The 19,205-nt window shown below is 40.6% G+C and carries 18 protein-coding genes; 9 read left to right on the top strand and 9 right to left on the bottom strand.

Going from position 1 to position 19,205, the window contains the following annotated elements; all coding sequences use genetic code 11:
- The 4 genes from MOMA_RS09940 to MOMA_RS00015 all read right to left on the bottom strand — a co-directional run.
- A partial coding sequence (locus tag MOMA_RS09940) for a hypothetical protein (RefSeq protein WP_009501124.1) occupies positions 1-349 on the bottom strand: 349 nt, incomplete at its 3' end.
- Positions 349-1,446 carry a KilA-N domain-containing protein gene (locus MOMA_RS09480; protein ID WP_227498072.1) on the bottom strand — a complete coding sequence of 366 codons (1,098 nt, stop codon included), beginning with the start codon at positions 1,444-1,446 and terminating at the stop codon, positions 349-351. The genes MOMA_RS09940 and MOMA_RS09480, both read right to left, overlap by 1 nt.
- Complete coding sequence (locus MOMA_RS10085) at positions 1,446-2,573, bottom strand: BRO-N domain-containing protein (RefSeq protein ID WP_406564463.1); 1,128 nt, start codon at positions 2,571-2,573, stop codon at positions 1,446-1,448. Before MOMA_RS10085 ends, MOMA_RS09480 begins: the two co-directional genes overlap by 1 nt.
- Positions 2,574-2,639: 66 nt before the next feature.
- Entirely contained in the window at positions 2,640-2,855 is a 216-nt protein-coding gene (locus tag MOMA_RS00015) for a transcriptional regulator (RefSeq protein WP_009501127.1), read from the bottom strand.
- 175 nt (positions 2,856-3,030) lie between these two features.
- On the opposite strand from MOMA_RS00015, the gene MOMA_RS09490 reads away from it, so the two are divergent.
- The 3 genes from MOMA_RS09490 to MOMA_RS00030 all read left to right on the top strand — a co-directional run bounded on the left by MOMA_RS09490 (position 3,031) and on the right by MOMA_RS00030 (position 4,546).
- Positions 3,031-3,699 carry an XRE family transcriptional regulator gene (locus MOMA_RS09490; protein WP_009501128.1) on the top strand — a complete coding sequence of 223 codons (669 nt, stop codon included), beginning with the start codon at positions 3,031-3,033 and terminating at the stop codon, positions 3,697-3,699.
- Positions 3,700-3,890: 191 nt separating this feature from the next.
- Positions 3,891-4,265: a hypothetical protein gene (locus MOMA_RS00025; RefSeq protein ID WP_009501129.1), complete on the top strand. Its 375-nt coding sequence runs from the start codon at positions 3,891-3,893 to the stop codon at positions 4,263-4,265.
- Positions 4,266-4,282: 17 nt separating this feature from the next.
- On the top strand, positions 4,283-4,546 hold the full coding sequence (locus MOMA_RS00030; RefSeq protein ID WP_009501130.1) for a pyocin activator PrtN family protein: 264 nt from the start codon (positions 4,283-4,285) through the stop codon (positions 4,544-4,546).
- On the opposite strand, the gene MOMA_RS00035 is transcribed toward MOMA_RS00030, so the two are convergent.
- A complete protein-coding gene (locus MOMA_RS00035) occupies positions 4,515-5,648 on the bottom strand; it encodes a tyrosine-type recombinase/integrase (protein ID WP_009501131.1) in 1,134 nt (377 codons plus the stop codon). The two genes, MOMA_RS00030 and MOMA_RS00035, sit on opposite strands and share 32 nt — an antisense overlap.
- Before the next feature lie 137 nt (positions 5,649-5,785).
- Between MOMA_RS00035 and dusA the strand changes: the two genes are divergently transcribed.
- Complete coding sequence (dusA, locus tag MOMA_RS00040; protein ID WP_009501132.1) at positions 5,786-6,772, top strand: tRNA dihydrouridine(20/20a) synthase DusA; 987 nt, start codon at positions 5,786-5,788, stop codon at positions 6,770-6,772.
- A 38-nt stretch (positions 6,773-6,810) separates the two neighbouring features.
- On the opposite strand, the gene MOMA_RS00045 is transcribed toward dusA, so the two are convergent.
- From MOMA_RS00045 to MOMA_RS00055, 3 genes are all read right to left on the bottom strand, one after another.
- A complete protein-coding gene (locus tag MOMA_RS00045) occupies positions 6,811-7,542 on the bottom strand; it encodes a CPBP family intramembrane glutamic endopeptidase (RefSeq protein WP_009501133.1) in 732 nt (243 codons plus the stop codon).
- Entirely contained in the window at positions 7,542-8,597 is a 1,056-nt protein-coding gene (sppA, locus tag MOMA_RS00050; protein WP_009501134.1) for a signal peptide peptidase SppA, read from the bottom strand. The genes MOMA_RS00045 and sppA overlap by 1 nt, the downstream gene beginning before the upstream one ends.
- A 233-nt stretch (positions 8,598-8,830) precedes the next feature.
- Complete coding sequence (locus tag MOMA_RS00055; RefSeq protein ID WP_009501135.1) at positions 8,831-11,656, bottom strand: ComEC/Rec2 family competence protein; 2,826 nt, start codon at positions 11,654-11,656, stop codon at positions 8,831-8,833.
- 495 nt (positions 11,657-12,151) lie between these two features.
- On the opposite strand from MOMA_RS00055, the gene ccoN reads away from it, so the two are divergent.
- The 5 genes from ccoN to leuS all read left to right on the top strand — a co-directional run bounded on the left by ccoN (position 12,152) and on the right by leuS (position 18,337).
- Positions 12,152-13,624 (top strand): cytochrome-c oxidase, cbb3-type subunit I, encoded by a 1,473-nt coding sequence (gene ccoN / locus MOMA_RS00060; RefSeq protein ID WP_009501136.1) that lies wholly within the window; start codon positions 12,152-12,154, stop codon positions 13,622-13,624.
- 11 nt (positions 13,625-13,635) lie between these two features.
- Positions 13,636-14,253: a cytochrome-c oxidase, cbb3-type subunit II gene (ccoO, locus tag MOMA_RS00065; protein ID WP_009501137.1), complete on the top strand. Its 618-nt coding sequence runs from the start codon at positions 13,636-13,638 to the stop codon at positions 14,251-14,253.
- On the top strand, positions 14,253-14,429 hold the full coding sequence (locus MOMA_RS00070) for a cbb3-type cytochrome oxidase subunit 3 (protein ID WP_009501138.1): 177 nt from the start codon (positions 14,253-14,255) through the stop codon (positions 14,427-14,429). Before ccoO ends, MOMA_RS00070 begins: the two co-directional genes overlap by 1 nt.
- The gene (ccoP, locus tag MOMA_RS00075) at positions 14,426-15,538 is read left to right on the top strand and encodes a cytochrome-c oxidase, cbb3-type subunit III (RefSeq protein WP_009501139.1); all 1,113 of its coding nucleotides are present in this window, start codon (positions 14,426-14,428) and stop codon (positions 15,536-15,538) included. The genes MOMA_RS00070 and ccoP overlap by 4 nt, the downstream gene beginning before the upstream one ends.
- Before the next feature lie 165 nt (positions 15,539-15,703).
- Positions 15,704-18,337 (top strand): leucine--tRNA ligase, encoded by a 2,634-nt coding sequence (gene leuS / locus MOMA_RS00080; RefSeq protein WP_009501140.1) that lies wholly within the window; start codon positions 15,704-15,706, stop codon positions 18,335-18,337.
- Between the two features lie 59 nt (positions 18,338-18,396).
- On the opposite strand, the gene MOMA_RS00085 is transcribed toward leuS, so the two are convergent.
- Entirely contained in the window at positions 18,397-19,191 is a 795-nt protein-coding gene (locus MOMA_RS00085) for a ferredoxin--NADP reductase (RefSeq protein ID WP_009501141.1), read from the bottom strand.
- Positions 19,192-19,205 lie beyond the last annotated feature (14 nt).

The raw sequence follows: 19,205 nt of genomic DNA on the forward strand, positions 1-19,205 counted from the left end.
CTAGGATGAGAGTATTAGACATTACTGTCTCCGAATGATTAGTTGATATAGAAGTCGCACAGTGCTTAGTAGGCATAGGGCGACGGGCTTCAACTACCGCATTCGGACGGCGGAGCTTATTTCCACGGCTGTGGTGTTGCATTAGGCTCTCTCGACCCGTCATAGACGTGTGTTTTATGCGTGTAGGCACGACAAAAGTCGTAGGCATAAAAATGCCGCAAGGTAACGGATGCGGATAACCGCCGAATGAAATAGTAGTACCGTTATCGTACACTGTTTGAGTGGTGGTGTCAAGAGAATGGTGATTTTGGATAAGCTCAAAGTTAAGCGGTGGGCGTTTATTATTCATTATGCACCCCCTAATACTTTACGCAATTCTTTGGCGTAACCAATGCTTTCTATGTTATATGCCAAATCATTGGCATAAGCGGTACTGGATTCTTCTATAGCCTGTATGGCTTGCCAAACACTGTCATCATCACCCATGCAGATACGGCGGATTAATTGCTTTTCTGTTTCACGGCGACAGGTTATATAAGTGCGCAATATTCTCTCAATGCGATACAGCTCGTTTTTGACAATATTTAGCTGATCATAGCGAATATCGGTAACACTGTTTACTTCACACAATGAACGCAAACGAGCATAAATGACATTGGTAGCCGTGATGTCGTAAAACGCATTCTTTGCAATCAGTAACACAGCACGGCGAAGATTGCCATAGTCAGATTGGGAGAGTTTGGGGGATTGGGGCTTGGATTGTGAGGCAACTTTGGTACAAGGGACAAACCTGCCTTGTGTCATAGCATCAAACGCACGAATGACTATTAGACTAAATTTTGGGCTAATCCACATGGCATAGCGATAGACCAGTTCTTTGCAGACATAGGTGCCACGATTTATACCGCCATTGACTGTCTTAACTGCCACTGTTGGAATTCCAACAGTGAAATTTTGGCTTTCAATTTCAGTAATTAAGGCTTGAGTTTCTTGATTTTGCAAAAAGAATGTTGGGCGATGGCGGTTTTCGCTACCACTTGCTTTATGTAGATCGTTTAAAGAGTACAAATCGCCAAGCATGCCGATGGTCATATCGGCTAGGATGAGAGTATTAGACATTACTGTCTCCGAATGATTAGTTGATATAGAAGTCGCACAGTGCTTAGTAGGCATAGGGCGACGGGCTTCAACTACCGCATTCGGACGGCGGAGCTTATTTCCACGGCTGTGGTGTTGCATTAGGCTCTCTCGACCCGTCATAGACGTGTGTTTTATGCGTGTAGGCACGACAAAAGTCGTAGGCATAAAAATGCCGCAAGGTAACGGATGCGGATAACCGCCGAATGAAATAGTAGTACCGTTATCGTACACTGTTTGAGTGGTGGTGTCAAGAGAATGGTGATTTTGGATAAGCTCAAAGTTAAGCGGTGGGCGTTTATTATTCATTATGCACCCCCTAATACTTTACGCAATTCTTTGGCGTAACCAATGCTTTCTATGTTATATGCCAAATCATTGGCATAAGCGGTACTGGATTCTTCTATAGCCTGTATGGCTTGCCAAACACTGTCATCATCACCCATGCAGATACGGCGGATTAATTGCTTTTCTGTTTCACGGCGACAGGTTATATAAGTGCGCAATATTCTCTCAATGCGATACAGCTCGTTTTTGACAATATTTAGCTGATCATAGCGAATATCGGTAACACTGTTTACTTCACACAATGAACGCAAACGAGCATAAATGACATTGGTAGCCGTGATGTCGTAAAACGCATTCTTTGCAATCAGTAACACAGCACGGCGAAGATTGCCATAGTCAGATTGGGAGAGTTTGGGGGATTGGGAGATTGGTGGCTGTATAGGTGTGATGACAGGCTCGCCCACTTCTTTGTCCAAAATATCCAGTACCCATTTGCGAAAATCTTTGGCAACGGCTGTGCGAGCAAACATGGCAATTAAGTGGCAGCCACGTAAGCTGAAAATCCGAGTGGATGTTTGTAAATTAGTAGAGTTTTTCGAGACGGTCAAATTGACCGTTTGGGGATTTGTAATGACTTGTGTCATGCCTGACGAGAATTCGTCAGCATTGCGATTGTAAATGCGAGTAACGCTGTCAGTGTGAGCGTAACCCAAAGCCCTAGCCAGTTCAACAGAAGTTAGATAAATTTGGGTATTGTGACAGACAGGCGTAAGGGTTACGCCGTTAAATGAGAGTGCTTTCATGGGTTGGTTCTCTTGATAATGGTTGTTGCCATCACCAAAAGACGCCAATCTAAATGGTGATGGATTGCACGGAATTGGCGTACCGCTCAAGAGAAACGGCGAGCATTTCTGCTCTCCCGTACAATCCACCATAAGGCACGCACAAGGCGTGGATAGGTTATATGTACAAAAACACACGCATTTTTTGTAGCAGTGCGTGTTCTTGCCACTCTTGAAAATCGGAACGCCAATTCCGACACCTGATTTGGCAGGTGCAGACATATCGTACACTGTTTGAGTGGTGGTGTCAATAGATACTACAGTGCTGTATTTACACTGCACTTGATTTTTGTTGTGTTTTGTCATACAATTTGTCTTGTTAAGTTATATCCACTAGCCTATCAGTTACCGCTGATGGGCTTTTTAGTGTGCTTAAAGCTGATGTTCGTAAAGATCAGGTCTTAATTCATAAGTTGGTATGCCTGTGGCTTTGCTGATTTTAAGAGCGTAAGTGGCACTGGCTTGTTTATCGCGATTAAGCATGACACCGATGTGAGTTTGGTTTTTACAGCCTATGGCTTTTGCAAGTTTTTTGCGACTGCCTGCAATTTCTACCGCCTTTTGGAGTGCTTCAAGGGGCGTTGTCATACAAAAATACCTTTGTAGTTAAAACAACCCAATTTTAAAACTTTTGTATTCTAAATTCAAGATATTTTTTATTTAGATAATAATACAATTGTATTATACAATATATCTACATTGTTAGACTTTACCCATTAACCCATTTTTAAGCGGTAACATACCGCAATAAGAGGACTGTAATATGTCAAGACAAACATTTGGAGAGCGCGTCAGATACGTCCGTGAGCTAAGAAATTTAACCCAACAACAGCTTGCAGACATGGCAAGTTGCCAACAAGGAACGATTAACGCCATTGAAAGTCGCAGAGCCAACCAAAGCCGTTACGCTCGCAATATCGCTCTTGCTCTAAATGTAAATCTTGATTGGCTTTTGTTTGGCAAGGGAGTCATGGAAGTGAGCGACCAAAACACAATTACGCAGATTGCGAGTTTTGATGAATATTCGCAAAAGAAAGACGTTGTGCCGATACATCACTACAATCCCCAACACAGGAAGAAACTTATGCTAGAAAAAACAACATTAGATGGCTTGGAAGTCGTACCGCAGGATGCACGGCTTGGTATAATTGTGGGCGACAGCATGTCGCCAATCATTAATCATGGGAGTGAAATCGCTTTTGATGTCAGTAAAAAACAAATTCGCAACGGCAAAATCTATGCTTTATCTGCCAACGATACGCTGTATTGTGCCTATCTACAAACCAAGCCTACACCGCACGGCGAGCAAGTACGCCTATTTTATGCCAATGCAGGGGTTTACCCAGATGAAACCATGTCAAGCGAGCAATTTTTTGCAACTTATGAAATTCTTGGTCATGTCTTTTGGTGGTCAAGTACGCAGAGTTGGTAATACGCATTAAAACTTTTTCTTGCTTAGTCTGCCTTTTTACCGCATGAATGCAAACCGTTCGTGCGGTTTTTATTTCCTTTTGTCTAAAAACAATAAGAATTTAGCAAATTTTTTCACAAATAAATACAAAATATCTTGCATTTTTAAATACGAATGTTTTAATATATTTGTATTTAAAAATGGAGACAATTATGCCACTACCAACATTACCCCTGCCTAAAATAAAAACCAATATAACTGAGGCAAACATAACTAAAGCAAATAATATCAAGAGGTTAACTACCGCCAAAGTTCGTAGTCAGCTTGCCAAAATCAATTTTACCACAGACCACGCTAAAATTTATAAGGCAAACGCCATTGCACATCTTTTGACATACGAGCGAAGTGTGGCAAATGGGAGTGAGATTGATTTGTCGGCGTTATTTGCAGTTTATTGCCACCTTGCTTGGTTGTCTGACCATGTGCATCTTATCCATGACAAACGAGTGCCACCACCGCAAAGGATATTTTTAGCCGATGCTTTGGCTTTTATCTTTAATACCTACGAAAAAATTCATACAGACTGATAATTTTAAGGATAATTATGCAAATTTCCACGCAAGATTATTTATTTTTACAATTTGGAAGATTGGTTATATCGCTTGATGATGTATGTGCTGTATATTTCCCACAACTAAAACGCACACAAATTACGCGTAAAGCTGGCGAACAGGGATTTCCATTTCCTTGCTTTCGCTTGGTAGATAGCCAAAAAGCACCTTACTTTGTTCATGTATCAGAGCTTGCTAAAGCCTTTGATAAAGCACGCACGACGGTCAATTCTGATCACGCAAAACTTCACGCATAACTTCATCAAACGATAGCGTATAAGGGCGTTTATGTATTGAAACATAACGCTCCAAACTCGTCCAACTGTCATGCAATGACACTTCTTGTATCTGTGGAATGGTTAGCCCACGCTCAGCAAGCCTTGTACAAGCTTCATGACGCAAATCATGAAAATGCAAATCATCAATTGCCAAAATATGGCACGCTTTGGTAAATTCCCCACAAATCGTCTTTTGATTGACAGGAATAAGCAGCGTTTCATCATAGCCCATGTTTAACACCTGTTTGTGCACCGATTTTAACTGTTCAATGATTTGACGCGTGTCATCATAAACCTTAAATTTTTTGTGGTTGCCCTTTGAGCCTTTGGGGTTTTTGACATCACGAACGACAAAACAATCCCCCATATCATCTGCTAAAGCAAGGCGAGCAATCTCACCTTGACGGCGAGCTGACACGATAGCAAACCACATAATCAAGTGCATGGGCGTATTACCATTTTTTTGCCAACGTTTATAAAAATAAGCTGTCAGACGAATTAATTCATCAGACGACACAAGACGATCTCTTCTGCCTGATCGTGAGATATTGCGAGTTTTTTTCAGTTGTTTTAAAGCACGTTTTAGTGCGTTCATGTCAATATCCACGCCCCACATGATATTTGCATGATCAAGCACACCAAACAAATAAGCCATTTCATGCCCTATTGTGGAAGGTTTGATAGGCTCTAAAGCAAGGTGGGCAATGCCTTGTTTACGAACAGCAGCATGATTGGATATGTCAAGAGGCGACAACTTTGTGAGTGGTATTCTTGCAATATCAAATTTCTTAAGCAAGTTTAGTGAATTGATTTTGGTTCTACCAAAGTCATCAATCTCATTCATATAGCGGTCTATGGCTTGCCCTACCGTCATATTTTTATCAATGCCTGTTGCCCCAAAAAACTGTTTTGGGTCATCTCTTAACTCAGCTTCTCGTGTGGCGATCCAACCTTGGGCGACTTTTTTATTTGCAAAAGTTTTGGCCTCTCGGTATGGTGGAAAGTCTTTTTTATTGATACGAATTTCAGCATGGTAATGTATCGTGCCGTCTTTTAATTTCTTTGTGCGTATACTACCCATATTTTTGACCTTTATTTTAGAAATTTACGCAAAATTGTACGCAATTTTTACGCAAAAATCTATAAAAATAATCAAAAATACGTTAAAATACACTAAAATAAACTTAAATCAAAAACACCCAAAAGGTAATAAAATCAATGCCTACACAACAAATCAATTTAAAATCAGGCAATAAGCGTATTAGCACCGCCCCGATGGTTGACTGGTCGACAAAAGACTTTTTGACTTTTGCACGTTGGTTTAATCCACACATACATTTATACACCGAAATGATTAGCACATCGGCAATTTTACACGGTGATAGCGATCACCATTTGCGTTTTTATGACAATCAGCATCCGCTTGTGTTACAGCTTGGTGGCTCTATGCCTGATGAACTTGCCAAATGCGCCAAACTTGGACAAGATTACGGCTATGATGAAATTAACCTAAATGTCGGCTGTCCTTCCGATCGGGTTCAACATTACAAAATCGGTGCTTGCCTGATGAAAACTCCAACCCTTGTTGCCGATTGCGTAAAAGCCATGCAGGATAGTGTACAAATTCCCATAACTGTCAAGCATCGCATTGGCATTGATGATTTTGACAGTTATGAATTTATGCGTGATTTTGTTGGTAAGGTTGCAGAATCAGGTTGCACACACTTTATCGTTCATGCTCGCATTGCGTGGTTAAATGGTTTATCACCGAAAGAAAACCGTGAAATTCCGCCCTTACGCTATGAAGATGTGTATCGCTTAAAACAAGAATTTAAGCATTTATACATTGAAATTAACGGCGGTATCAAAACCCTTGAGGCGGTAAAAACCCATTTAATGTATGTTGATGGTGTGATGATTGGACGTGAAAGTTATCACAATCCGATGTTTTTAGGGCAATTAAACGAGCTTTGGAATCAAAAAATACCAACGCACCGCGAGATTTTTGCACAATTGATTGAATTTTTAATCCAATGCGAAAAAAACAACACGCCCTTAACAACAATTATTCGTCATTATCTGGGTTTATTCCAAGGTTTAACAGGCAGTAGAAAATGGCGTCAAGCCTTAAGTGGCAAAAAATCACTCACCATTAGCCAAATTGAAAAAGCAGGTGAATCGGTTTTAACAACCAACCATTTATAAAACCATCACAACAGCTTTATAATATCTTTATAACAGATTTACAATAAATACAAAGCCATTGCCAAAGCGTTATTTATCATATGCAAGACGATTGGCAATAGCAGTGATTTTGCCACAAAACGCATATAACCAAACAGCAACGCCAAGACGAAAATTGCCAATAATTCCACCCACGCATACTGAAAATGTATCAAGGCAAACATCGCACCCGTTAACGCACTTGCCCCAATCACCCCAAGCCGACTACACGCAAGCCCCAACCACATAAAACCACGAAACATCACCTCTTCATAAATCGGAGCAACAATCACCATGCCAAACATCAAAAGCCCTAACGGCTTAGCACTCAAGGCCAATTGATCCATAAACGCCATTGGTTCACGCCCAAGGTATACGGTAAGCAGATGAATGACAAAATTTAACGCCAATAAAACCAACAACCCTTGGTAAAAAAAGCGTGCTTTAAATGGTTTTAATGCCAAATAATCAACGATTTTTGCTTGTTTTTGCCAAATAAGCAGGGCAATAAAACCGCACACCACCACACAAGTAAATACAATCGATAAACTGATCAAGGTGCCGTTTTGACTGCCTTGCAACATCGTATCAGCAACACTCATGTGCTGACCGCCAAACACCACAGGAGCAAACAACAGCACACCAACAAGCTGACTTGCCAAAAACAAAAACAACACGATCACCGATAAGGCGATCGTGCTACCCAAACCAAAAACAGGAAAAGACACAAACAAACGCGGATTGTTTAACATTATTGCAACTGTTTGCTGTCGTTTTGCAGTTTTAGATTCAGTTGATTGGCAAAACTTCCACCAATACCACTGCCTAATTGTAAACCAAATCTACCAAAAATCTCTTGCACGGGATCTTTTGGATTGTACAGTACTGCTTTATCCAGTTTTAACTCTTTTTCAAGTTTGCTTAAGCTGCCTGTTTTGTCTGCAAGTCCAAGTTGCACCGCCTGTTCGCCACTCCAAAACAGTCCGCTAAATAATTTATTGCCCTCAGGATCTTTTAAGCGATTGCCACGCCCTTGTTTGACCGCATCAATAAAATGCTTATGCGTGTTGTCAAGCACACTTTGAACATGGGCTTGTTCAAAGGCTGTGGTTGCACGAGTCATACTCAAAATATCTTTGTATTCACCTGAATGCATGGTGCGATCAGATACGCCAACTTTTTCCATCAGTTTTTGCAAATCATAATTTGGCATAATCACACCGATTGAACCAACCAAGCTTGATGGATTGACCCAAATTTCATCAGCACCAACCGCAATGTAATACGCACCCGATGCCCCAATATCCTCAATCACAGCATACAGTTTTTTGTCAGGGTTTTCTTTACGAAGTTCGTTCATCGCCTGAAAAATTTCGTCAGATTGAACCGGGGAACCCCCAGGAGAATTGATTCTTACCACAACCGCTTTGGCATTTTCATTTTCAAAAGCATCGCTCAATGCTTCATTAATATCACGACTGTTGGCTTCGTTGCCCGACGCAATTGCACCTTTAATATCCACAACAGCCAAATGCGGTTCGGCTTCTGCAATGCTCATTTTGCCTTTTGTACCTGCTGCCGGACTACAGCCACGCGTCATTATCACGCCGATCAAAATCACATAGCCAAAAGTAAGCAATTTAAAAAACACGCTCCAACGTCTTGCACGGCGCTGTTCTTCAATGCTTGCCATTAAGGTTTTTTCAAGCAATTGCCACTCTTTACCAACATATTGTGGTGGAATTTGACTTGGATTTTGTTGTGAATGAGTGGGCTTATCTGGGTTGGGCGGCCAATTATCGGACATGATGTTTTCCTAAAATATTTTTTAATCTAAAATAATGTTTTTTGCAAGAATAATGTTAACACGCGTTATTTTGCAACATAATAAGGGTTTTTTACTAAAATTACAATGTTAACAACGTAAGAATTTTCATCTGTTTTTACCAGCTGTTTTTACTATCCTTTTTTATCATCAAAAACAACTTACACAAACAACTTACACAAACAACTTGTACAAACAACTTGTACAAACACAAACTAATCCAAACGATATTCCACCTGTCCAACTTGATCCGCTTGGATAATTTGAATATTGACATTTTGGGGTTTTTGCTTGGCTTGCAAAAGAGCAAACTGATTGTTTTCATTGATTTTTTGGTGCGATGCTGATCCTGTAATAACGTGAATTAAACTTAAGTTTGCCTGCTGTAGCCACATTTTATCCCACAACAACCCATACGGTACAACCCACTGGCTGCTTGCAGGACAATTTGGATAGATTTGTTGCAACATTTGCCAAGGCAATGGACTGACACCTGATGCAATTAACCAGTTTTGATTCGCTGTATTTTTATCGGTTTGTTGAGGTTGTTTGACATTGACTTGTAAAAAACAATGGGATAATATTTTTCGATCTGTATCAGAAATTTGTTGATTGTTTAGTTTTACTTGCCAACCTGTTAATACGCCAAAATAAAACTTATCAGTATCCGACAATGTCATGCCTGCCTGACAAGCCTTTGGCGTAATGCTTTGAAACTGAGTTTTGGTAAATTTCTTTGCATCAAAACCTGCCAAATAATAGTGGCGTATCGGTATGTTTTTTGCCAAATTTTGCACCACATCATTGCCAAATGCACTTGGCGTTTGGCTAATAACTCCGGTTAAATGCGTTAATTGATATTTTGCCAACAGCGGATAAACATCGTTATTTAACACAAAAGCTGTACGTTGCTGATCGAGCGTTTCAATCTGTGCTGTCTCAATTTGCGTTGCTTCAATTTGTTTTTGGTTGGCAGTTTTGGATTTAGACTTGGTTTTGACCGTACCCAGATGATTGTCGGATAACAATAGCCAACTTTCACCATTTACCAATAACAATTGCACATTAAATGTTGGATTGTCCAGTACGATCAATTTAGCATGGTTAAGATTTTCTTGATTTTTTTGTAAATCTAATAATACAATTGCCAACAATAACGGCATCACCCAAAGTCTTGGAATAATTTTGCCAAACAACACGCACAAAACCGCCAATAACGCCAAAATCAACTGGCCTTTGTCTAAATACACAAACCACAATTGTCCAATTTCAAGCCTTGTAACCGTTTGCAATAAATGATGAAAAATGTTTAACAACCCAACAAGCAACGACCAAAGCCACCCTGCAATATCCGCTCCAACCCACGGCAATAACGACAAAACCCCCGCCAAAATATCCACAGGCACAATCACAAGCCCCAATAACGGCACAGCGATCACATTTAGCACAATCCCAATCAATGACACCTTGCCAAAAAACCACACCACAATCGGCATCATCAATACAAACAACCACAATTGCAGTTTTAGCAAAATCCAAGTTTCTTGAGCAAGCCTGTACAACATACGCTTTGGCAAAGACATTTCAAATTGCCAGTGTGCTGCTGAATTAACCACAGCTTGCATTTTTGGTTTGGCAACCTGTTCGCTAAATTTCATCAACAACCCAACCGCCACAAATGACAGCCAAAATCCCGCCTGCAATACCGCCGTGCTATCCGCCCACATCATCAACAAACCCACAAAAGCCAACAGCTGATAAGGACGATTAACCAACAGCCACTGTTGCGACAATGTCAACAAAAACAGCAGCCAAAACGTCCGTTGTGCAGGCAACTCAAACCCAACAAGCAAAGCATACACCCCTGCCACCACCACACTCACCCACAACACAAGCAGACGACCGGGCAAACGGATCAACAATTTTGGCAAACAGATTTGCACCAAAAACAAAAGCCACACTGATATCACACTGGCAAGCATCAAAACGTGTGGCCCTGAAATTGCCAACAAATGACTAATCCCTGCCAACTGATACAAATTTTTAATCTCGCTTGTGAGCATTGCCCTATCGCCTGTCAATAAGCTAAGCAAAATTGCATGACTGTTGTTAGAAACATTAATCTGATTATTAATATTAACTTGATTATTAATATTAACTTGACTGTTAACATCAACTTGACTGTTAAAATGAGCAAGCAGGTTTTGACGCAACTGCCAACGCAGGTTTTCTATGCCAAATCGCAACCGTTCATAGGCATTTAACGGCGGATTGGTGTTTGCAGTTTTTGAAACAATTGCAGTCAGTTGAGCTTTGGCTTGGATATTACGCTGACGCAACCACAACGCTTCATCAAACCCCAAATCAAAACGCTGGGCAAAATTTGGTAAAGCTTGTGAATTTTTGTCAAAATTGGTAGAAAGATGTTGGCTAATTGGCACAAGTTGCAATTTAACCACTAAGGTTTGACTGGGTTTTAAACCACTTAATAACAGCCTCCAATCAGGATTTTTTTGTATATTGGCGGTTACAAGTACATTCATACCCTCTAAATTGAGTTTGTTGCCGATCTTGTCCGCGTGTGAGTTGTCAATGCGTAAAATTTGCCAAACTTGACGACTGCTCGCCTGTCCAACAGATGATGTGTTTGCTTGGTAAATGCTGTCGCTAATTTGACGCGATTGAATGGTGGCTGTGAGATTAAGCGGTTGTTTAAGTAAGGATTGTTGATAAGTTTGATAATCGTATAGCCCTTGGTTAAGGTTTGTTAATAAAGCCAATACAAACAATAACACCATAAAGCCAAACTTTGCTAATAACCGAGCCGAGGTCATAGGTTTTGGCTGTGCTTTATGTTTTTTCCAAAAATATTGGTAACCATACAACAGCAATATAGCCCAAAAAATTACCCATAGCCCAATAGGAACATTTGGATAATCAGCATACAACAATTGGCTAACGCGACTAATTTCACTGTGCTGTGCAACTGGTAAGACTGCTAACAATCCAATAATGCTCGCAATCAGCACAATCCACAACATCAATGTAACCTTTGGCTATTTTTATTAGTTTAGCATTGTATTACAATGGTTTGTAAATTGCAAGTAAGTTTGTAAATTGCAATTTTTGTTGATTGTTTGGCCGATTTTTGGTAAAAATAACGGTTTTGTCAAAAAATCCTTACGTTTTTTATGGTTTTCGTATTATAATGTGATTATCTGTAATTTTTTTTGCATTATTCCATTACGTTAGGTGATATTTAGCAAAGATCGAGTTACAATACGATTATAAAATCGGGAGTTTAAGCACACTTAAACATTTAAGGTTTAAATTGAGATTTTAATGTGTCGCTTTTTAACTTTGCCAGCGTTTGCCAGCAATGTTTTGTTTGTTTCTATTTAATGATTTATTGTTTTAATGATTTGTTTTATTTTAATGATTTGTTATTGTAGGGCAAAACCAAGCGTAAATGAGTGGCAATTTGGCGGATATGGCTTAAACTTGTTGATAACATAGGCTGTAAAGGAAATCATTAAATGAATTTACAAAGCACAGCAATACCTGCAACCGATGATTATGAAGTAACGTTAGTTAAGTTATTTTCTATCATGGCGGTGGTGTACGGTATTATCGGTATGGGGGTTGGGGTTTTTATTGCTTCTCAGTTAGCATGGCCACAGCTTAATTTTGGAATTGAATGGCTAACGTTTAGCCGTTTGCGTCCGTTGCACACCAATGCGGTGATTTTCGCCTTTGGTGGGTGTGCGTTATTTGCTACGTCTTATTATATTGTGCAACGTACTTGTAAGACTCGGTTGTTTGCACCGTATTTGGCTTGGTTCACCTTTTGGGGTTGGAACTTGGTGATTGTGGCAGCGGTGATTACATTGCCGCTTGGTTTAACAACCACAAAAGAATACGCAGAACTTGAGTGGCCAATTGATATTTTAATTGCACTTGTTTGGATTGCGTATGCAATTGTCTTCTTTGGTACGTTATTTATTCGTAAAACATCACATATTTATGTGGCAAACTGGTTCTTTGCAGCGTTTATTTTGGCAATTGCATTGCTTCATATTGTGAACAGTTTTGCCATACCTTTGAGTTTTTGGAAGTCTTATTCACTGTTTGGCGGTGCAACCGATGCTATGGTGCAATGGTGGTATGGTCATAATGCGGTGGGTTTTTATTTGACGGCAGCGTTTTTGGGTATGATGTATTATTTTGTGCCCGTTCAGATTGGTCGTCCTGTTTATTCTTATCGTTTGTCTATCATTCACTTTTGGGCCTTGATTGCCTCTTATATGTGGGCAGGTGGGCATCATTTGCATTATTCAGCATTGCCTGACTGGGCTCAATCTTTGGGTATGGTGTTTTCCTTGATTTTATTTGCTCCGTCTTGGGGTGGTATGATTAACGGCGTTTTAACCTTGTCTGGTAGTTGGGATAAACTGCGCACTGATCCAATTATTCGTTTCTTGATTGTTGCATTGTCGTTCTATGCAATGTCAACTTTCGAAGGCCCTATGATGTCTATTAAAACCGTCAATGCATTATCACACAATACAGACTGGACAGTAGGCCACGTTCACTCAGGTGCGTTAGGTTGGGTGGGTATGGTAACCATCGGTTCGTTGTATGTGTTAATTCCACGCCTTTGGCATAAAGACAAAATGTATTCTATTAATTTGATTACTGTGCATTTTTGGTTGGCAACTGCAGGTACGATTTTTTATATCGTGTCATTGTGGATCTCAGGTATTGGTCAAGGTATGATGTGGCGTGCAACAAATCCTGACGGAACATTGGTTTATAGCTTCGTTGATACAGTATTGTTCTCCCATTATCCGTATATTGGTCGTGCTTTTGGTGGTTTACTGTATGTTAGCGGTATGTTTGTTATGGCATACAATGTTTATAAAACCATTACCATGCCTGAACCAAAAAAAGTTGCGATAGTTGATGAGCCAGTGGTTACAGAAACTGTAACGGCAAGCCAACAAGTATAAGGGGACACTTCATGAAATTAAACCATGAAATTATTGAAAAAAATACAGGTCTTCTGCTTATTCTTATCGTTGTGTCATTAAGTTTTGCAACGTTGGTTGAAATTGTTCCATTGATTTTTAGTAAAGATGTGAATCAACCTTTGCCAAATATGAAACCTTGGACAGCTTTACAGCTAGAAGGGCGTGATATTTATATCCGCGAGGGTTGTCATGTTTGTCATACGCAAATGATTCGCCCATTGCGTGCCGAGGTAGAACGTTACGGCCCATATAGCCGTGCTGCAGAGTCAGCGTGGGATCACCCTTTTCTTTGGGGTTCTAAGCGTACTGGCCCTGATTTGGCTCGTGTCGGAAAACGTTACTCTGATGATTGGCAACGTGAACATTTGATTAACCCACAATCACTTGTGCCAGAGTCGGTAATGCCACCGTTTCCTTGGCTTGAAAAACGTACGGTCAATGGTCAAAAAGTGCAAGAAAAAATGCGTCTATTCCGCGATCGTTTTGGTCTGCCTTATAGTGATGAACAAATCGAGGCTGCCCCTGACGAAGTACAAGGCAAAACCGAACTTGATGCCGTGGTTGCTTATTTGCAACAACTCGGTACTGCAATGGAAGGTCAGCGCTAATGTTAGGTACATTACATAGTATTGCGACGGTTGCTGCATTTATTGCATTTATTGGCATTATTTGGTGGGCTTACTCGCCAAATAATCGCAAACGATTTGAAGAAGATGCAAAACTTGCGTTAGATGATGAGATGATTAAAAACCTTGCATCAGAACGCAATAAGGATAAGAAATGAGCTTATTTTGGAGTTTATGGATTACCATTTTATCGCTCGGCTGTTGGTTGTGGATTTTATATTGGTTGGTTGGCACCTTGACCTACAAACCACATATGGAAGAAGACGGCACAACAGGGCATGAATATGATGGTGTCCGCGAGTATGACCGCCCATTGCCAAAATGGTGGTTGATCGTATTCTTTGGCACGATGGCATGGGCACTTTTGTACCTTGTACTTTACCCATCTATTGTACCGCATGCTTGGAAAGGCATTACCACCGTTGAAATTAACGGCAAACAAGAACCTTGGACCAGCGAAAATGAGTTGTTAAGCGACTTAGAAAAAAACAACAAAGTCTTTATCAGTACATTTAACGACAAAATTTTGCAAGATCCAACGGTTACCAAACAGCTTGCCAATTTAGAAAAATTACAAGCCGAGCAACGCAAAAACGCCGAACCAGATGCAGATTTAAAGGCTCAAATTGACCAACAACTGGTTGCTCTAGCCCCTGCAGTACAAAAACTCTCACAAGATCCACAAGCGGTAAAAATCGGACAACGTCTGTTTTTACAAAACTGTGCCTTGTGTCATGGTTCACAAGCTCGCGGAGCAACGGGTTATCCAAACTTAACCGACAATGACTGGTTGTATGGTGGCACGCCCGATAAGATTTTGCAAACCATTCAACACGGCCGAGTTGGGGCTATGGCATCATGGAAAAGCCAAATTGGCGAAGAAGGCGTACGTGCAGCTGCTGAATATGTACTATCACTATCGTCCGAACATGGTTCAAAAGCCAATGGTGAATTAAACCAAACCATGATTACTCAAGGCAAGGCAATTTTTGATAGCAATTGTACCGTTTGTCATGGTAAAGAAGGTAAGGGCAACTCTGACATCGGTGCACCAAACTTAACCGACAATATTTGGCTGTTTGGAGGCGATCGCGAAACCGTACGCACCACTATCCGTGATGGACGTGCAGGTGTTATGCCACATTGGGATACCAAATTGGGCAATGAGCGTATTATGTTGTTAGCAGGTTATGTGTATTCATTGGGCGGTGGGCAAGCCATCAGTGAAGCAACCACTCCAGCAACCACTCCAGCAACCACAAAATAATCACCTATCTGTTTACCAAAAAAGCGAGCGTCATACTCGCTTTTTTTATTTTTAATAAAAAGAATTTTTTAATAAAAAGATTGCTGAAACATATCGCAATTTTTATGATTTTAAGGTATTCTATAGCGTTTAAAAAATTATTTTCACCAACTCAAGCAGCAAATTATGATTAAAATTCACCCTCAATACGATCCAAAAACCATTGAAACCGCTCAACAACAAAAATGGGCAAGCGACAAACGTTACGAAACTTGCAATACAAAAAGCGATAAACCCAGTCGCTACATACTGTCTATGTTCCCCTATCCGAGCGGAAAATTGCATATGGGGCATGTGCGTAATTACACCATTGGTGATGTGTTAAGCCGTTATTATCGTTTAAAAGGTTATGAAGTCATGCAACCTATGGGTTGGGATGCTTTTGGTTTGCCAGCAGAAAATGCAGCCATTGCCAACGGTGTTGCCCCTGCCGATTGGACGTTTAGCAACATAAATCATATGCGCGAGCAGTTAAAATCCTTAGGTTTATCGATTGATTGGAGTCGTGAATTTGCCACTTGTACGCCAGCATATTACCGCTGGGAGCAATGGCTGTTTGTAAAGCTGTTTAACAAAGGCCTGGTTTACAAAAAATTAGCCACGGTAAACTGGGATCCGGTTGACAACACGGTTTTGGCAAATGAGCAAGTCGTAGATGGGCGTGGTTGGCGTTCAGGAGCCTTGGTAGAAAAACGCGAAATTCCGATGTATTATTACAAAATTACCGCCTATGCTGATGAATTGTTAAACGATTTGGATAAATTGGAGGGGCATTGGCCACAACAAGTCATTACCATGCAACGCAACTGGATTGGGCGTTCTGAAGGCATGACGTTAAATTTTTTGTACGAACTTGATGGCAAGCCGCTTACCTTAGAAGTTTTTACCACGCGCCCTGATACCTTTATGGGGGTAACTTATGTGTCAATCGCTTCTGAGCACCCACTGGCACAGCATATGGCAAAAAACAACCCACAATTACAAGATTTTATCGAAGAGTGTAAAAAAGGCTCGGTTGCCGAAGCCGATGTTGCCAAAGCACAAAAACTGGGCATGAACACAGGTTTTAGCGTCAAGCATCCAATTACCAAACAAGACATTCCAGTTTGGGTTGCCAATTATGTGTTAATGAGTTACGGATCAGGGGCGGTCATGGGCGTACCGGGCCATGATGAGCGTGATTTTGAATTTGCCAACAAATACAATTTGCCAATTATCCAAGTCATTACCAACGATCAAGCCTGTTGCCAATACGACACAAAAAATTGGCATGATTGGTATGCTATTAAAGGCATTTGTATGAATTCGGGTGAGTTTGACGGTTTGGATTACCAACAAATGTTTGATAAATTATTGGCAAAACTTGAACCAAAAGGGCTTGCCAACAAAACCATTAATTTTCGTTTGCGTGATTGGGGCGTGAGTCGTCAACGTTATTGGGGCTGTCCAATTCCGATCATTAACTGTGAACATTGTGGTGCCGTGCCTGTGCCAGAAAGTGATTTGCCTGTTGTATTGCCAACCGATGTTGTGCCTGATGGGCGTGGCAACCCGCTAAACAAAATGCCTAAATTTACCGATACCACCTGTCCAAAATGCAATCAACCCGCCAAGTGCGAAACTGATACGTTTGATACTTTTATGGAGTCAAGTTGGTATTACGCCCGTTTTGTATCACCAAATGACACACAAGGCATGTTGGATAAAGATCATGCCAATAAATGGCTGCCTGTGGATCAATATATCGGCGGTGTGGAACACGCGGTTATGCACTTATTATACGCACGCTTTTTTCACAAACTTATGCGCGATGAGGGTTTGGTAAACGGTGATGAACCCTTTGCCAACCTTTTGACTCAAGGCATGGTATTGGCAGGAACATTTTACCGCGAAAATTCAGATGGCAGCAAAACTTACTATTTTGCCGATGAGGTCGATACTGATGGCAAAATTGCAACCTTAAAAGCAGATGGCTTGCCTGTTACAATCGGCAAAATTGAAAAAATGTCAAAATCCAAAAACAATGGCATTGATCCACAAGCCACCATCAAGCAATATGGTGCAGATACTGTGCGTTTGTATACCATGTTTACCGCCCCTGCTGACCAAACCTTGGAATGGGTAGATGACGGCTTAAAAGGCCCTTACAATTTTTTGAAAAAAGTTTGGCGTTATGCAGCGGAACATCAAGCAACCTTGCAACATAAAGGCTTGTTGGCAACCAATTTAAGCACCAAAACCGATGACTTAAACCAAGCCAATTTAAGCAAAACAGGCAAAAATTTACGTCGCAAAACCCATGAAACCATTGCCAAACTGGATGCTGATTTAGGCAAGCGCCTGGCACTTAACACGCCTGTATCAAGCCTAATGGAGCTTGCCAATGAATTGACAAATTTTACCATAGCAAGTGATGACGATTTAATCATTGCCAATGAAGCCTTAATCACTTTATTGGTTTTGCTACAAATGTTTGCCCCTCATATGGCGGAAGTCTTGTTGGAAAATTTAGGCTTTAATCCGCTTGAATTAACTTATCCAAGCCTTGATGCATCTGCGTTGGTACAAGATACCATTACCATGGTGGTTCAGGTCAATGGCAAAATTCGCGGTGAGCTTGAGGTTGCACCAAACAGTGATATAGATTGGCTAAAAAACCAAGCCAAAACACTACAAAGCGTGCAAAAATATTTGACAGGCAATATCATAAAAGAGATTGTCGTACCAAATAAACTCATCAACATCGTGGTAAAAGGCTAACTCAATACCGTTTTGACATGGAATTAACCACATTGGTTAATTTCATAGCGGTTTTAGGCTTACCAATAATTTTCCACAGCTATGTTACCTTCACTACGCCGATTCATGGTTAAACCCTTTTGTTTTAACGCTTCTTTGGTATCGTCAACCATTTGCGGATTGCCACACAACATGACATGACTGCTCTTTGGATTTAAGTTGGTCTTGACACAATTTTCAAGCTCACCCGATAAAATCAAAGTAGGCAGTCGCTGTTTTAATCCATCAAAATCCGCCTCACGCGTAACAATGGGTATAAACTGAAAATCTGCACCGTTTTCACCATAAGTCGCTTGTAATTGGGCAATTTCCTCCAAATAAGCCAACTCTTGTTGGGTTCTGGCACTATAAATCAGATAAATTTTTTGATAAGTTTGCCAAACATCTAAAGTTTTTAAAATGGATAAAAAAGGTGCAACCCCCGTACCTGTTGCCAACAGCCACAAATCTTTTGGTGCAGGAGCTTGATAACGCGACAAAGTTAAAAACCCATACGGCGTGGTATCCAATTGTAAAGTATCACCCACTTGCAAATACTGCAATTTTGAGGTAAACACCCCATCAGGAATAACCACTGAAAAAAACTCAATAAATTCATCATACGGTGATGACACCACCGAGTACGCACGAAAAATGGTTTCCGTATCGTCATGTTGTGCGTTTAACCGTTTGATTTGATTTACATTTAAACCCAATCTAACAAACTGCCCTGCGGTAAACTTAAACTCTAAAGGACGCACAACTTTAAAACTAAATAACGTTTTTGTCCATTGTTTGACATCGGTAACGGTAACATTTTTGATGGTTTGAGTCATTTTTGCTCCATATT

The sequence above is a fragment of the Moraxella macacae 0408225 genome, assembly GCF_000320365.1.
Lineage (GTDB): Bacteria > Pseudomonadota > Gammaproteobacteria > Pseudomonadales > Moraxellaceae > Faucicola > Faucicola macacae.

Coding starts and splice junctions, on each gene's coding strand:
- MOMA_RS00055 (WP_009501135.1), bottom strand. CDS start 11,656: ATGTTGTGGATTGTGCTGATTGCGAGCATTATTGGATTGTTAGCAGTC.
- MOMA_RS00030 (WP_009501130.1), top strand. CDS start 4,283: ATGCAAATTTCCACGCAAGATTATTTATTTTTACAATTTGGAAGATTG.
- ccoO (WP_009501137.1), top strand. CDS start 13,636: ATGAAATTAAACCATGAAATTATTGAAAAAAATACAGGTCTTCTGCTT.
- MOMA_RS10085 (WP_406564463.1), bottom strand. CDS start 2,573: ATGACAAAACACAACAAAAATCAAGTGCAGTGTAAATACAGCACTGTA.
- MOMA_RS00025 (WP_009501129.1), top strand. CDS start 3,891: ATGCCACTACCAACATTACCCCTGCCTAAAATAAAAACCAATATAACT.
- MOMA_RS00045 (WP_009501133.1), bottom strand. CDS start 7,542: ATGTTAAACAATCCGCGTTTGTTTGTGTCTTTTCCTGTTTTTGGTTTG.
- MOMA_RS00070 (WP_009501138.1), top strand. CDS start 14,253: ATGTTAGGTACATTACATAGTATTGCGACGGTTGCTGCATTTATTGCA.
- MOMA_RS00085 (WP_009501141.1), bottom strand. CDS start 19,191: ATGACTCAAACCATCAAAAATGTTACCGTTACCGATGTCAAACAATGG.
- MOMA_RS00035 (WP_009501131.1), bottom strand. CDS start 5,648: ATGGGTAGTATACGCACAAAGAAATTAAAAGACGGCACGATACATTAC.
- dusA (WP_009501132.1), top strand. CDS start 5,786: ATGCCTACACAACAAATCAATTTAAAATCAGGCAATAAGCGTATTAGC.
- ccoP (WP_009501139.1), top strand. CDS start 14,426: ATGAGCTTATTTTGGAGTTTATGGATTACCATTTTATCGCTCGGCTGT.
- sppA (WP_009501134.1), bottom strand. CDS start 8,597: ATGTCCGATAATTGGCCGCCCAACCCAGATAAGCCCACTCATTCACAA.
- ccoN (WP_009501136.1), top strand. CDS start 12,152: ATGAATTTACAAAGCACAGCAATACCTGCAACCGATGATTATGAAGTA.
- MOMA_RS09490 (WP_009501128.1), top strand. CDS start 3,031: ATGTCAAGACAAACATTTGGAGAGCGCGTCAGATACGTCCGTGAGCTA.
- MOMA_RS09480 (WP_227498072.1), bottom strand. CDS start 1,446: ATGAATAATAAACGCCCACCGCTTAACTTTGAGCTTATCCAAAATCAC.
- MOMA_RS00015 (WP_009501127.1), bottom strand. CDS start 2,855: ATGACAACGCCCCTTGAAGCACTCCAAAAGGCGGTAGAAATTGCAGGC.
- leuS (WP_009501140.1), top strand. CDS start 15,704: ATGATTAAAATTCACCCTCAATACGATCCAAAAACCATTGAAACCGCT.